Source organism: Paludibacterium paludis (genome assembly GCF_018802605.1).
Lineage (GTDB): Bacteria > Pseudomonadota > Gammaproteobacteria > Burkholderiales > Chromobacteriaceae > Paludibacterium > Paludibacterium paludis.
Genome location: NZ_CP069161.1, coordinates 1,309,652 through 1,323,023, shown reverse-complemented (window position 1 = coordinate 1,323,023; position 13,372 = coordinate 1,309,652). Strand labels below are relative to the sequence as shown.

At 63.6% G+C, this 13,372-nt stretch carries 13 protein-coding genes and 1 tRNA gene; 3 read left to right on the top strand and 11 right to left on the bottom strand.

Going from position 1 to position 13,372, the window contains the following annotated elements:
* The 8 genes from JNO50_RS06055 to JNO50_RS06025 form a co-directional block, all read right to left on the bottom strand.
* On the bottom strand, positions 1–1,857 hold the full coding sequence (locus JNO50_RS06055) for a hypothetical protein (protein WP_189531277.1): 1,857 nt from the start codon (positions 1,855–1,857) through the stop codon (positions 1–3).
* 90 nt (positions 1,858–1,947) lie between these two features.
* Positions 1,948–2,070, bottom strand: coding sequence for a hypothetical protein (locus tag JNO50_RS19125; RefSeq protein ID WP_268248139.1), 123 nt, complete (start codon positions 2,068–2,070; stop codon positions 1,948–1,950).
* Between the two features lie 47 nt (positions 2,071–2,117).
* Positions 2,118–2,507 carry a hypothetical protein gene (locus JNO50_RS06050; protein ID WP_189531279.1) on the bottom strand — a complete coding sequence of 130 codons (390 nt, stop codon included), beginning with the start codon at positions 2,505–2,507 and terminating at the stop codon, positions 2,118–2,120.
* A 2-nt stretch (positions 2,508–2,509) separates the two neighbouring features.
* Entirely contained in the window at positions 2,510–2,941 is a 432-nt protein-coding gene (locus tag JNO50_RS06045; RefSeq protein WP_189531282.1) for a hypothetical protein, read from the bottom strand.
* Between the two features lie 69 nt (positions 2,942–3,010).
* Positions 3,011–4,558, bottom strand: coding sequence for a phage tail sheath protein (locus tag JNO50_RS06040; protein ID WP_189531284.1), 1,548 nt, complete (start codon positions 4,556–4,558; stop codon positions 3,011–3,013).
* A gap of 139 nt (positions 4,559–4,697) precedes the next feature.
* Positions 4,698–5,519: a hypothetical protein gene (locus JNO50_RS06035; protein ID WP_189531285.1), complete on the bottom strand. Its 822-nt coding sequence runs from the start codon at positions 5,517–5,519 to the stop codon at positions 4,698–4,700.
* Positions 5,507–5,806: a hypothetical protein gene (locus JNO50_RS06030; RefSeq protein WP_189531287.1), complete on the bottom strand. Its 300-nt coding sequence runs from the start codon at positions 5,804–5,806 to the stop codon at positions 5,507–5,509. The genes JNO50_RS06035 and JNO50_RS06030 overlap by 13 nt, the downstream gene beginning before the upstream one ends.
* Positions 5,807–6,528: 722 nt before the next feature.
* A complete protein-coding gene (locus JNO50_RS06025) occupies positions 6,529–7,056 on the bottom strand; it encodes a hypothetical protein (protein WP_189531290.1) in 528 nt (175 codons plus the stop codon).
* A 141-nt stretch (positions 7,057–7,197) separates the two neighbouring features.
* Here JNO50_RS06025 and JNO50_RS06020 point away from each other — a divergent pair, with 141 nt between their 5' ends.
* Positions 7,198–7,893, top strand: a complete 696-nt coding sequence (locus JNO50_RS06020) for an XRE family transcriptional regulator (RefSeq protein WP_189531292.1) — start codon at positions 7,198–7,200, stop codon at positions 7,891–7,893.
* A gap of 255 nt (positions 7,894–8,148) precedes the next feature.
* On the opposite strand, the gene JNO50_RS06015 is transcribed toward JNO50_RS06020, so the two are convergent.
* Positions 8,149–8,239: transfer RNA gene (locus JNO50_RS06015), tRNA-Ser, on the bottom strand.
* A 64-nt stretch (positions 8,240–8,303) separates the two neighbouring features.
* Positions 8,304–9,425, bottom strand: a complete 1,122-nt coding sequence (locus tag JNO50_RS06010; protein ID WP_244976381.1) for a GNAT family N-acetyltransferase — start codon at positions 9,423–9,425, stop codon at positions 8,304–8,306.
* Between the two features lie 76 nt (positions 9,426–9,501).
* Here JNO50_RS06010 and JNO50_RS06005 point away from each other — a divergent pair, with 76 nt between their 5' ends.
* On the top strand, positions 9,502–11,094 hold the full coding sequence (locus JNO50_RS06005; protein ID WP_189531294.1) for an NAD+ synthase: 1,593 nt from the start codon (positions 9,502–9,504) through the stop codon (positions 11,092–11,094).
* On the opposite strand, the gene JNO50_RS06000 is transcribed toward JNO50_RS06005, so the two are convergent.
* On the bottom strand, positions 11,087–12,583 hold the full coding sequence (locus tag JNO50_RS06000) for an amidase (protein ID WP_215796508.1): 1,497 nt from the start codon (positions 12,581–12,583) through the stop codon (positions 11,087–11,089). The two genes, JNO50_RS06005 and JNO50_RS06000, sit on opposite strands and share 8 nt — an antisense overlap.
* A gap of 175 nt (positions 12,584–12,758) precedes the next feature.
* Here JNO50_RS06000 and lolA point away from each other — a divergent pair, with 175 nt between their 5' ends.
* The gene (lolA, locus tag JNO50_RS05995; protein ID WP_189531298.1) at positions 12,759–13,370 is read left to right on the top strand and encodes an outer membrane lipoprotein periplasmic chaperone LolA; all 612 of its coding nucleotides are present in this window, start codon (positions 12,759–12,761) and stop codon (positions 13,368–13,370) included.
* The last annotated feature ends 2 nt before the right edge of the window (positions 13,371–13,372 follow it).

Here is a 13,372-nt window from a genome sequence, read left to right as displayed (position 1 = left end):
TTACCTCATGCTGGGCACGGGCATGCCAAGCCGCGGATTGAAACCGCTTGCCGCGGCGGCCGGTTTGCCCATTTCCCGTGCCTGGTGTTTGGAGACCGATTCGGCGATCTTGCGGCTGTCCAGATGAATCGCGGTGTGCACCTGGGTCGACGGCGACACGGCCGGCGGCGTGACCTGCGGCCGTTTGGCCGGGGTACTGTCGCCAAAACCGAACAGGCTCCTGATCTTGTTGAACGCCGACATCACGCCATCGCAGATATCGGTCCAGATCGCCTTGATTTTCGGGCCGATCGTGCTCCAGTTGCTCCACAACAGATACACCGCCGCGGCGATCGCGGCGATGGCCAGACCGATCGGGTTGAGCAGGAGCGCCCGGCCGAATACCTGCACGCCGCCGCCCAAGAGCTTGACGCCGGAGGTGGCCAGGTTGAACCCCTTGGTCACCCCACCCAGCAGCGAAGACAATCCCGAACTGGCCAGCCGGCCGGCCATGCCGATCGACTCCTTGAGGGCGGGCAGGAAGGATTGCCGCACCTGACCGGCCATGGAGCCGAGCTTGCCGGCGTAGTCGACCACCTGGCCGCCGGCCTTCTTGACGTCCTTGCCCATCTCGGCGATCCGGCCGCCAAAGTTCTCGATACCCTTGCCGGACTGGATGACCGATTGGCCAAATCCGATAACACGCCCGCCCACCTCGCCGATCTTCCGGCCCGCGCCGGCGATCTTGCCCCCGGCCTCCAGCACGTGGCCACCAAGCGAAACGATCTGCTTGCCGGCTTCGCTCACCCGGACGCCCAGCTTCATCACCTGGCTGGCGCCTTCGATCACCTGCGAGCCCAGCGTGACCGCGCTCTGCCCCAATCGGGCGATGCGATCGCCGGAGGTCGACAGGTTGCCGCCAAGCTGACTCAGGAACTGTCCGAATTGCCCGGTTCGGCCACCGCACCCCTGCAGCGACGCGCCAAGACCGGACAGCCGGCCGCCCAGCACAGAGGTCTCCTTGCCGAAGGACTGCATCCGCTCGCCGGCATCGACAATACGGCCGCCGGCCGCCTGCGCGCGCTGGCCGAACGCGAAGATCCGTTGCCCGGCCGTATCGACGCCGTTGCCGATCTCGATGGTACGGCGGCCAACGCCCGCCACCCGGTCGCCGAATGCCGAGACCCTGGCGCCGGCCGCGACGATGTCCCGGCCGAAGGCGACGGTGCGCTCGCCGAACGCCACCACCTTGCCTCCCGCCTCCGAGACGCGTCCGCCCAGCCCGATCAGGCGGTCACCGAACCGGTCCATCGCCATGCCGAGGGCGACCATACCGCGCAGAAACGGTCCGGACGAACCGGCGGGCACGGAGCCCGAAGCGCCATGTCCGGCGGCCGGCGCGCCGCCAGGGGGCGACGGGGACCGCCCGGCACTGTCTTGTGGCGCCTGGCGCGCGGCGCGCTCGATGGCCGGCGCCGTGCGCAAGGAGGCGGTCACCTTGCCGGACAACGTCGCCACCGCCGAGGCCACCAGCGACAGCGACAGGTTCGCGCTGACGCTGAACTCGGTCACACCGCGCGCCAGGCGACCGGCTTCCTGTGTCATCGCATCGCCAAGACGGATGGCCTTGAGGTGCTCGGCCTCCCGCCCCAGGTGATGCAGCTCCCGCGAGGCGCTCTGAAACAGCCCGAGCACACCATGCCCGGTGCCGATCAGCCGCTCGCCCAGCTGCATCAGTTCGCCGACGCTGCGCAACCGCCCGGCCAGCCGGTAAGCGGACGCCTCGGCCATGCCCAGCAGGTCGGTCAGCGTCAACAGGCTCAGATTCATCGAATCGAGCCCGTCGATCCCGCCCGCGGCCGTGATTGAATCGCTCATAATGTCTTTCCTGATCAATCCATGACCCGGCGCGCCATCTTGCCGCGGAGCGGACGGGCGCTCCCCCGCCCGCCCCGCGCAGGCGTCGCCTCAGTCATGGCGTTCGAACTCCATGCGCTGCAGATCGAACGTATTGCCCCTGAACTCGGAAAAAATGATGCCCCAGGCCGCCCGCTCCACCTCCTCCAGGGAAAAAGCGATATCGAACGGCACGCCGTTCTTTACCAGCCAGAGGCATTCGCGAAGCGGCCCGGAGCGAATCAGTTTCCCAACGCCTCCTTGAACCCGGCCTCACCGGCCGGAGCGGCGAAGTGCTCTTCCACCCCCTTGGCGACGGCCTGCAAGCCGTCCTCGTCCAGACGCTGGACAATCGCTTCGAGCTCCCGCTTGCTCGCGGGCTTGTAGACCGTGTCGCCGTCGATGGCCACCACATACAGGATCGGCACCACGATGTTCAGATACATATCGTTCTTGGCCGTCGCGCCCAGCGTTTCGATCAGGTGCAACTGATCGAGCACGCCGGGTTTCTTGAGAGTCAGGGTGCGGCCCAGCGCGTCGGTCACCTCGACCGTGCGGTCAAGGCGCGCCTGCAGACTGGCGGCCGGTGCGGCGGCCTGAGCCGCGGAGTGTTTTACGGTGACTTTGGCCATGATCAGGCCACCTTTCTGCGGCGCTCGGCCACGAAGCTGACTTTCTGGGGAACGGTTTCGTCGGCCTTCCAGGCGCCGGCGTCGTCCAGTTTGAGGAGCACGCCCTCGAAACGGTACTGGCTGATGCTGCCGTCCGGTTCATTGACGGTTTCGGTAATGGTGATGGGGTTCTCCGGGTTGCCGGAGAAGTAGTTGTCTTCCAGCGCGCAAAAGTAATCATCCAGCGTCGAATCCGCCCGCTCGGCCTCGAAGGCTCCGGACCAGCCGTCGAAGAAACGCTGGTGGACGGTACGGCCGTTGATCAGCTTGATCTTCTTGTCGGTCAGATCCTGCTTGGAGCTGAAGTTCTTCAGGCCGGCAAGGCGCAGCGGACCGGTCGGAGTAATGAAGTCGAGGGACACGTCGCGTCCGGTGGAAAATTCGCCGATAGGCATAACACTCTCCTGAAAACGTAGGAAATCAATAAAAAAGGGGGCGATGCCCCCTGGTGCGTCGGTTGACGGTTAGCGTGGGTTGTTGGCGACCTGCACGGTGACGGACTGACCGGCCTCCAGGTTGACGATGAAATAGAAGATCACCGACAGGTACTTCACTTGAACATCGGCCTGCATGTAACCCAGCGCGACACGATCGTCCGGGTTGTTTTCCTTGTCGAGCTTCACCGAGAAGGACGGACCGCCGTTGACATCGCCGATCATGTTCTGGCGCTGCAGATTCAACAGGAAGGTCTCGATCGCGCTCTTGACCTCGCGGCGCAGGTCCGGCGTCTGGTTCTGGCCGATCGCGTAACCGAACGCGCCGGCGAGCGTCAGCGCGATGAAGTTGGTCATCCGCGTGTAGTTGTCGCCGTTGCGGGTCGGATCCGACGAGGTGTTGCGGCCGGTCTGGCCCGCATAGTAGTTGCCGCCCGGCGACGGATTGCCGACCACATCCAGGCGCGCGCCCACCACGGAACCGATTTCGGCGCCGCTGTAGGGCTGGTTCTGGGCGACGCGTTGCGTACCGGTGGCGTTGCCGATCGGCTTGTTCAGCGTCGACATGTGCGGCGCGAGCGCCGCGCAGCGGGCGGCGAGGAAGGACGCCGGGGCCATCATGCGGTTCTGGCCATTGACGGTGTCCTGCCAGTAAATCCAGTCACCAACCAGCACCTTCAGGTACGGAGAGTCGACCCCCGAGGTGTTCAGCGCGGTGGAAACGGTCTGGCAGCTGGCACCCGCCGCGCCCTGGGTAAAGCCGTACACGCCTTCGGCAGCGCAGAATGCCGCGATATTGGGCCATTGCGTCGCGTCGGTCAGATCCACGAGGTTCATCACCTGGACGCCCGAGCCGCGCAACGCGTACATCCCCTTGCGGACCGTGCCATCCGAACCGATCAGCGATGCGTCGTTCACTCCGGCCGCGCCGTCGGTGCCGCCGGCGAAGTTGACCACAGCGCCCAGGGCCGGCGCCGCACTCGAGGCGCCGACAGTGGCGGTCACCAGCGTGGACGGACCGCGCACGCTGGAAATGCCGTTATTGACGGCGCTGACCAGACTGCTCCACAAGGCCGCACCGCTGCCGGTGATGCCATCGAAGATTTCCGGGGCGAAGCCCTGGCGCTGCACCATCAGCTTGAAGCTGTTGGGCCGTGTGCCGGCGGACAGCGAGGCGGTCAGGGTATTGCCGACCGTGCCGGTGTACTGCGCGGTCAGGGTCATGCCGACCGCCGCCGAAGCGGCCGAATCCATCAGTTTGGCGGTCGCGGCGGTATCGGTGCCGTCGGTGACGCGCACGATACGCTGGTTGGTCGCGCCGATCTGCATGCCGACGGCAATGGCGCTGGCCAGATCGTACTTGCGCACCTGCTGCGTGCCGAACAAGCCGACAGCGTCGGTCGGACTGCCGACCAGCGTCGGCGCATTCACCGGCCCCCAGGAGGCAACGCCGACCTGGCCATAGATATCGGTCGGCACGCCGTTGATGACACGGGTCTTCGGCGGAATGACCTGGATATAGACGCCGGGAGTCTGCAGGGCGGCGGTATTGAGTTGTCCAACGGGATAAACGGGCATACATCAGTCTCCAGAAATGACAAAGCCCGCTCAAGGCGGGCCGTTTGTCGGGGTTGTCGCGGGATAAAACATGCCCGGCGGCGACAGGCGCCAGACACTGTGCTTGGGCGGAAACGGCCATGGCTGGCCGGCTCTTGTCTTAAAACACCTTGGAAGCCGCCACCGGACCTGCGCCCGGGGACAGGGTTTCGGTCACCGACAGAACTTGGGCGGCCTCGGCCAATTGAGTGATGGCATACTCCACGGTCATCACGATATCGCGCCGGCTGGGCGCGCCATTCTGGGCTCCGTCGCTGTCCAGCGAGCGGCGGTAGAGCATTTTCGGGCGGGAGCCGTCGGGCATCACCAAAAAACGCGTATCCACCAGACGCGGCATCAGCAGGCGGGCCAGCGCGCGCTTCTGGTCCTGATTGGCGGCGAGGATCGTGACCGCAAAATCCTTTTCGATATGGCAAAGATCGCGCGACACGGTATCGAAGCCGCCCACCCGGGCGATAACGCGGCGCGTCGGCGCGGGCAGCGTCAGCGAGGCGCCGCTTGCCGCCGCGCCGGGAAACTGCGCGGCCAGCGCCGCGACCGCGTCGACCAGGCGTCCCCCCGGTTTGATGGCCACGCTGCGCGCCGTGTTGTCGGCGATGACCATGATGTTGTGCGCGGTCGCGGTGCTTCCGGACAGCGAAATGGTCAGCCCGGCCACCTCGGCCTTCACGGTGATATCGGCGCGTTTCAGGGTGCGCCAGGTTTTCGAGAAACGCGTGGTGTTGCGCTCGTTCTCCAGCGAGAAAATCGCCACATGACAACGCTGGGCGGCGAGGTCGGTATCCAGCTGAGCCTGGGCGGGCATGCCGATGTCGATCGTTACCGGCATGCCCGCCGCCGACACGGCGGCCGGTCCCGCCGGATACAGCGCGCCGTTCACCAGTGTTTTAAGGGCATCCTGCACATCCATCAGATCGGCCATGCACGCGCTCCTTTGCCGGGCAAGTCGGAAACCGGCGGTTCCGGATAAAGAAACACCGCCCTGAGGCGGTGACGGTCGACGTGATGCCAAGCGACGCCCACCAGCCGGGAGACCTGCTGCCGCGTCAGTTCGACTTCATCGTGCTTTTGTGTATCCAGGTAACGGAACAGCACCGTCCCGTGCCGCAACGCCGTGACCGTCGCGGCACGCCCGGTCGGCATGAGCACTTGCTGTCCTTCGCGCAGATACACAGCGTCGCAAATAGTTTTGGCGTATTCGCAATGCATTATCTGTTCCCAATAGAAATGCCCGGATTTCGGGCGTATGGAAAATGTCCCGGCAAGGAATCCAACATGGACGCACCAATGCAAACGGCCCCGCATCGTGCGATACGGGGCCGTCCATGGGATCCGGTGGTTGTTCGGGACGAATCGCGAACGATGCGCCGCATCCCCCCGGAAAACAAAAAACCCGAACTGCGGACGCAATTCGGGTAGCTGCAAACAGTATAAAAAATTTCACCGGACATGGCAAGCCCCCCTGAGCTTCATGCAACAACAACACGAAAATCTCACCTTCCGAACAAACGGGGTACGCCATCATTCGATCATGGCCAAAGCCCGCATGGCTAAGGACGGATCGTGTCATCTCCAAAATAGATAAAGAGATAGGGGTCGCAGGGAATCGGGAGAGAAGAATTGTGGCAAATGGCTCGCATCCGGACCGGCAACGGAAGATCAAGGGAGGTGAAGCTGCCATTGCGGCGATACAACAGATGCTGTCCGATGATTTCTGGCATTCGCCCCCCCATCGGCGGCGCCGCCAGAACCCGGGCATGGAAAGACGTGGACAACGCGAAACCGTGTGAACCGGTTCACGGTTCGTGGCGAAAAGTGCCGTCATCCATCATGGAGGGACGTGTCGGACAGAAAAAGGAAGTCGTATTTCCAAGGCGGGACCGGCCGGCAAACCGGCCCCGAGGGAATGGGTAGACAGGAAGGGGGCGGCGTCACGCCGCGTAGCATATCGAACCGACGGCGCTTCGCCCTCCCGCCGTATCGCGCCGGACGGGTCGCGACAGACAATCCTGCACCTGAACTTCCAGGACATTCAGGCCGGTGACGAAATGGGCGTCGAGCAACCGGAACGCCTGCTGCTTGCGTCGCGTCATGCTCGGCTCCGACAGCAGATAGGTTTCGGCCATGGTTTTCTGGTCCCGCTCCAGAATCTGGTCGTTGGCCCAGCCACGAGTCAGTTCACGTCGCAAGGGTGTCGGCCACCCGGCGGGCAGCGCCTTGGCCGCCTCATTGATCGCGCGGATATCACGGGTGAAGTAAGCGGCGATCGCCGCGTATTCCTGAGGTTTGAGGCGCCCGACCTTGGCGAGAATATCCATCGCCATGTTTTTCTGTTCGGCCGGCGTCAACTCCCGCATGACGGAGCCGACCCGTTCCCGGTAGGTCTGCACGCTGACCGGCACGGCGGCGCTCATTTGAAATGCCCACCCCACCAGACCTCTCACCGTTGTGAATTCCATCGTTTCCCCTTGTGATCTACGCAAATGCTGAGATGAACCGGTTTTTGCCCGGCCCACTCACTACAGAATAATACACAAACGCATAACAAACAATACGTAAACGGGTTTCAAAAAATCATACATTAGCGTATAATTTGAATCATGGAACTCAAAGACATCCTTCAGCGCCTGATGACGGAAGCCGGTGACACGCAAAACGGACTGGCCGATGCCACGCGTGTGCCGCAACCGACCATTTTCCGGATCCTGCGGGGCGAAAGCCGCGATCCGCGCCACGCCACCCTCAAGCCGATCGCCGACCGCTATGGCATCACGGTGGCGCAATTGCGCGGCGAGGAGCCGATCGAACACTGGCCGACCGCGCCGCTGCCGGTGGCCCCGGAAGCCGCCTCGATCCGCCCCTATCACTCGCTCGACGAATTGAATCCCGACCAATACGTCATGGTGGACAGATACGATGTCCATCTCTCCGCGGGCCTGGGCAACATTCAGTGGGTCATCAACCAGAAGGACCCGCTGGCGTTCCGCGCCCGCTGGTTCCAGCACAAACGGATCACGCCGGAGCACTGCAAGGCCTTGTACGTGAGAGGCCGGTCGATGGAACCCAAGCTGGAGGACTGGGACACGGTGCTGATCGACACCACCCAGAAAGACATCATCGACGGGGAGATTTACGCGGTGTGCCTAGATGACCAGTTCTACATCAAGACGATCCAGCGCATCGCCGGCGGCGTGCTGCTCAAATCGGAAAACCCCGAATTCGAGAACATCGAGGTCAAAGGCGAGCAGTTGGACCTGTTCCGGGTGATCGGCCGGAAAGTGTGGCGCGGGGGATAATCCCGGTGAGGGAAAGCGGTCCGGCGCCTGCGCACTCGAAACCGCAAAGGGGTGGACACGCCCCTCTGCTGCGCCGGCACACCGGAGCACTCGATGCGGCGACGGTATGCCACGGCCAGCGTGTGCGCCGCAAGGGAATAAATGGCACTGGCGACGCCTGGCAAGCCCCGGAGGTGGGATGACGGGCGAGAATTCGCTTGCAAAACGCCACCAAATAAAAAAGCCCTGAACGAGTCAGGGCTTTTTTAAGAATTCTGGCGGAGAGAGGGGGATTCGAACCCCCGTCAGGGTATTACCCTGAACACGCTTTCCAGGCGTGCGACTTAAACCACTCATCCATCTCTCCGGGTTTTTCCCGACACCGTCGCGTTTGCGTTTTCGTTGTCAGAGGATGCGCAGTATATATGCGGTCATGGGTCGTGGCAAGCGTTTTTATAAGCGGAATGTGAAAAAAGTTCGGCGACATACCGATCTATACCGGATTGTTCCCTTTGCAACCAGGCATAAACCGCTGATCGGAAACGGCTATCCCGCAAATAATGCCCGGAGTATGTCCTGACCGGATCGAAGCCCCGCGCCAGCTTGTGCTCCCCCTGGGCCCCGCCCTCGAAACATGTCAGTCCGTGCTTTATTGCATACTCGATTCCTTGGTAGTAACACATCTCGAAATGCAGACATGGAACGGATTCAACAGCGCCCCAGTAGCGGCCATAGAGCCGTTCCCCGTCACGGAGACACAGACTGGCGGCGATATCCCGGCCATCCTTGCTGGCGATGAACATGACCATGTGGTCGGCCAGGGTCTCTCCCACCTGTTCGAAAAACGCCAGGGACAGATACGGGGTGGAGCGGCGCTCGAGGTAGGTTTGCCGATAACACTGGTAGAAAAGACGCCAGTCCCCCGCGCCGATTTCACTACCTTCCAGGGTGCGGATGGTAATCCCGGCCTCGCCCACGCGCCGCCGCTCCTGCCGGATCTTTTTGCGTTTGTCCCGATCGAGCACAGCAAGAAAATCGCCAAAGTCCCGGTAGCCCCGCTGGATCCAGTGGAACTGCACCCCATGCCGGATCAGCCACCCGGCCTCCTCCAGCGCGCCAACCTCGTCTTGCCCGGGAAACAGCACATGAGCGGATGACAGCCCCGTGTCGACAACCTGTTGCTCAAGAGCATGAATCACCCCGCCACGGAGCGCCGTATCGCCCATCAGCCGCGGACCGCAAACCGGAGTGAATGGAACGGCGACCACCAGTTTCGGGTAGTAATGCCCTCCCGCCCGCTCCCATGCTTCGGCCCAAGCCCAGTCAAAAACGTATTCGCCATAAGAGTGCTGTTTGATATACGCCGGCGCGGCGGCCACGATGCCATCCTGCCCGACCGTCAACGGCATCGGTTGCCAGCCGGTCCGATCGCCGACACAGCCGGTATCCTCCAGCGCGACGAGCCACGAGCTGGACACCAGTGCCCGACCCGCGGCCAAACGATCCCACTCCGCGGCCGGCACACCGGACATGGACTCATGCCATCCGTTCACCACGGCGCGCCTCCATCCCCCATTCCGACATCTGGTAAACTTGTCGCCATTCGAAGTCCCTCTGGATGTTATCAAGATGCGTATCGCGCTCGCCCAGTTCAACCCCGTTGTCGGCGATCTTGCCGGCAATACCCGCAAAATCCTCGCGTTAGCCAAGACCGCCATGGCGGATGGCGCCGATATCCTCGTCACGCCGGAACTCGCGCTGACCGGCTATCCGCCGGAGGACCTTCTGCTCAGACCGCATTTTTACCGCTCGTGCGCGGCCGCGATGGACGAACTGCTGGAACTCGATGGCATTACCCTCGTGATCGGCCACCCCATGCGCATTGGCGAAGAGGCGTTCAACGCCGCGACGGTCATGCGCGATGGCAACATTCTGGGCCGTTATCACAAGATGTCGCTGCCGAACAGTGAAGTGTTCGACGAATGCCGCTACTTCACGCCGGGCGCCGCGCCGCTGGTGTTCCGGCAAGGCGACGTCCGGGTCGGCGTCCTGATCTGCGAGGATGTCTGGTCCGTCGAGCCGGCCGCCTGCGCGGCCGATGCCGGCGCGGACGTACTCGTGGTACTCAATGCCTCGCCCTTCCACCGCAACAAGATCGGCACGCGCCACGGCGTGATCCGTTACCGGGTCGAGGAAACGGGCCTGCCCATCGCGTACGCCAACCTGACAGGCGGTCAGGACGAGCTGATATTCGATGGCGCGTCCTTCGCCATGAACCGCCAGGGGGACGTGGCGGCGCAGGCACCGGCCTTCGACGAAACCCTGCTGCAGCTGGATTTCCATGACGGCGACTTCGTTAACGGCCCGCAAGCGGCGCTGCCGGACCCGCTGGAGAGCACCTACCGCGCGCTGGTTGCCGGCGTGCGCGACTATATCGGCAAAAACGGGTTTCCCGGGGTTCTGCTCGGTCTGTCCGGAGGTATCGACTCCGCCCTCACCCTCGCCATCGCGGTCGATGCGCTGGGCGCCGACAAGGTGCACGCCGTCATGATGCCCTCGCGCTACACCGCCGACATCAGCGTCACCGATTCGCGCGACATGGTGGCCCGGCTTGGCGTGAAGTACGATGAAATCGCCATCTGGCCGATGTACGAAGCCTTCACGGCGGGTCTGGCCCCCGCGTTCGCCGGACTGGCCGAAGACACCACCGAAGAGAACCTGCAGGCGCGGATCCGCGGCACACTCCTGATGGCGCTGTCCAACAAGACCGGCAAACTGGTGCTGACCACCGGCAACAAGTCGGAAATGACCACCGGCTACTGCACGCTGTACGGCGACATGGCCGGCGGCTTCGCGGTGCTCAAGGATGTCGCCAAGACGCTGGTGTACGAGCTGTCGCGCTGGCGCAATCGCGAAACCGAAGTCATCCCCGAGCGCATCATCGTCCGCCCGCCATCGGCCGAGTTGCGCCCCGAGCAGACCGACCAGGACAGCCTGCCGCCCTACGAGGTGCTCGACGCCATCATGCAACGCTATATGGAAAACAATCTGTCCGCGGAAGAAATCATCGCCGAAGGCTTTGCCGAAGCGGACGTGCGCAAGGTGGTGCGCCTGCTGAAAATCAACGAATACAAGCGGCGCCAGGCTCCTGTCGGACCGCGCGTAACGCATCGCAGCTTCGGCAAGGACTGGCGCTACCCGATCACCAACCGCTTCAGTTGAGCCAGGAAGGCGGCCGTCGCCCGGCCCATGGCCTCGCCTCTTCAAGCTGGGCGGCCAGCTTGAAGAGCAGCGCCTCCTCGCCGAAACGCCCCGCGCACTGTACGCCGATCGGCAGACCGCCGTCATTCCAGTAAAGCGGCACGGACATCGCCGGCTGTCCGGTGATATTGAAAAGCGGCGTGTACGGCATGCCGTCGAACACTTTGGGCAGCATCTGTTCGACAATATTCACCCAACGCAAGACCTTGCCGCTCCCCAGTGCGCCGAACACCTTCATCAGATGCCCTTCCAGCCGGCTGGGCTGCAACGCCCCGATCGCATGCGGAGGAATCGCCATGGTCGGGGTGAGCAGAACATCGTAGTTCCGGAAAAACTCCCCCGACTGACGCGTGGCTTTGTCGAACTGTCGGCAGGCATTGACGAAATCGAGCGCCGAATAGCTTTTGCCGATGAGACCCAGCACCCAGGTCGACGGCTCGAAGTCGCGCATGGCTGGCCGGACACCCGCCATCCGCGCCGCCCATTCGATATCGGCGCGGGTCTCTCCGGCCACCACGATGAAGTAGGCGAGCAAAGTCGCGACCGGATCGATATCGGGGGCGGCCTCCTCCAGGTGATGGCCGAGGGATTCGAGCAACGCCACCGCATCCTCCAGCGCCCTCAAACAATCCGGATGGGGCTGTCCGCCCCCCAGCAGCGGACGACTGGTGTAAGCGATGCGCAAACGCCCCGGCGGCTGCCCGACCGCCGCCAGAAACCCCTCCCCCGGATCCGGCGCCGTATATGGCGCGCCGGCATCCATGCCCTGGGTGATATCCAGCAGCACGGCGCTATCCCTCACCGACCGGGTCAGCGCATGCTCTTGGGCCAGACCGTGCCAGGGCACGCCGGCATCGGGACCGGCCGGCGTCCGGCCGCGCGAGGGCTTCATGCCGAACAACCCGCAAAACGAAGCCGGTATGCGGATCGAACCGCCGCCATCACCGCCGGATGCCGCCGGCACCATGCCGCAGGCCACGGCCGCCGCCGCCCCGCCGCTGGACCCTCCCGAGGTCAGATCGCGCCGCCAGGGATTGCGGACAGGCCCGCCGACCACCGGCTCGGTATAGGGGGTCAATCCGAACTCCGGCGTGGCCGTGCGCCCGGCGATTACCATGCCGGCACGCCGCAGCCGGCACACCAGTTCGCTGTCCCGCTCCGCTTTCACCGTTTGCAGCAACGCCGTTCCCGCCCCGAGAGGCTCCCCCGCGCAACTCGCGACCAGGTCCTTCACCAGGTAGGGCACACCATGAAGCGGTCCTTCAGGCAGCCCCGCCGCCACCTGCGCCCTGGCCGAGGCATCCATGCGCCGGTTCACGGCATTCACCGCGGGATTGAGTCGGTCGATCCCGGCCAGGGCCGTCTCCAGGAGTTCAGCCGGCGACAGCGCCCGGGATCGCACCAGTTCAGCCAACCCCAGGGCATCATACTGCGCGTAGTCTGCGAACATGACGTTACCCCCCATCCACCATAAATGACGGACAGATACTACTGGAGCCGCCGCCCCGCGCAAAGTGACAGAATGACCGCAAACACGAGGGTTGACCCCTCAACTTCGCGGACGGATACTTGCAGTTTGCCATTCTCTCGGCCGTGCGCCCCACCGGGCACGGCGCGTCCAAGCCATGAAACGACACCTGTTGATTCTCCTTGCCACCACATTGCTGCCAGTCGCGGCCAATGCCGCTGCCATTGCGCAACTGAAAGCGTTTGTCGCCGGCACAACGACATTGTCCGCCAGCTTTCATCAGGTGGTGACGGCCAAGAACAAACGCGAGGAAGCCGGAGGCTCGCTGGAAATCTCGCGCCCCGGACGTTTCCGCTGGACGTACAGCAAACCGTTCGACCAGTTGATCGTCGGCGACGGCAAGCGCCTGTGGATTTACGACAAGGAACTCGCGCAGGTCACCACTCGCCCGCTGGACAACGCCCTGGGATCGAGCCCGGCCGCCCTGCTGGCCGGCAGCAACGCCATCGAGCGCGATTACGTGCTCAAGGAAAACGGCCGCCAGGGCGATGTGGAATGGCTCAGCGCCACGCCCAAAAAATCGGAGAATACCTTCAGCGCGATCCGCATGGGCTTCAGGAGCAATGTTCTGGTCGAAATGGAACTGACCGACAGTTTTGGCAGCACCACGCGGATTGTGTTCTCCGATCTCAGGAAGAACCCCGCATTGCGCCCCGGCAGCTTCAGCTTCACCCCTCCCAAGGGTGTGGATGTCCTCAACGCCCAATAAGC

Bases quoted from the DNA above. Each gene is read 5' to 3' on its own strand.
- JNO50_RS06055 (WP_189531277.1), bottom strand. From the start codon at position 1,857: ATGAGCGATTCAATCACGGCCGCGGGCGGGATCGACGGGCTCGATTCG.
- JNO50_RS06050 (WP_189531279.1), bottom strand. From the start codon at position 2,507: ATGGCCAAAGTCACCGTAAAACACTCCGCGGCTCAGGCCGCCGCACCG.
- JNO50_RS06045 (WP_189531282.1), bottom strand. From the start codon at position 2,941: ATGCCTATCGGCGAATTTTCCACCGGACGCGACGTGTCCCTCGACTTC.
- JNO50_RS06040 (WP_189531284.1), bottom strand. From the start codon at position 4,558: ATGCCCGTTTATCCCGTTGGACAACTCAATACCGCCGCCCTGCAGACT.
- JNO50_RS06035 (WP_189531285.1), bottom strand. From the start codon at position 5,519: ATGGCCGATCTGATGGATGTGCAGGATGCCCTTAAAACACTGGTGAAC.
- JNO50_RS06030 (WP_189531287.1), bottom strand. From the start codon at position 5,806: ATGCATTGCGAATACGCCAAAACTATTTGCGACGCTGTGTATCTGCGC.
- JNO50_RS06025 (WP_189531290.1), bottom strand. From the start codon at position 7,056: ATGGAATTCACAACGGTGAGAGGTCTGGTGGGGTGGGCATTTCAAATG.
- JNO50_RS06020 (WP_189531292.1), top strand. From the start codon at position 7,198: ATGGAACTCAAAGACATCCTTCAGCGCCTGATGACGGAAGCCGGTGAC.
- JNO50_RS06005 (WP_189531294.1), top strand. From the start codon at position 9,502: ATGCGTATCGCGCTCGCCCAGTTCAACCCCGTTGTCGGCGATCTTGCC.
- JNO50_RS06000 (WP_215796508.1), bottom strand. From the start codon at position 12,583: ATGTTCGCAGACTACGCGCAGTATGATGCCCTGGGGTTGGCTGAACTG.
- lolA (WP_189531298.1), top strand. From the start codon at position 12,759: ATGAAACGACACCTGTTGATTCTCCTTGCCACCACATTGCTGCCAGTC.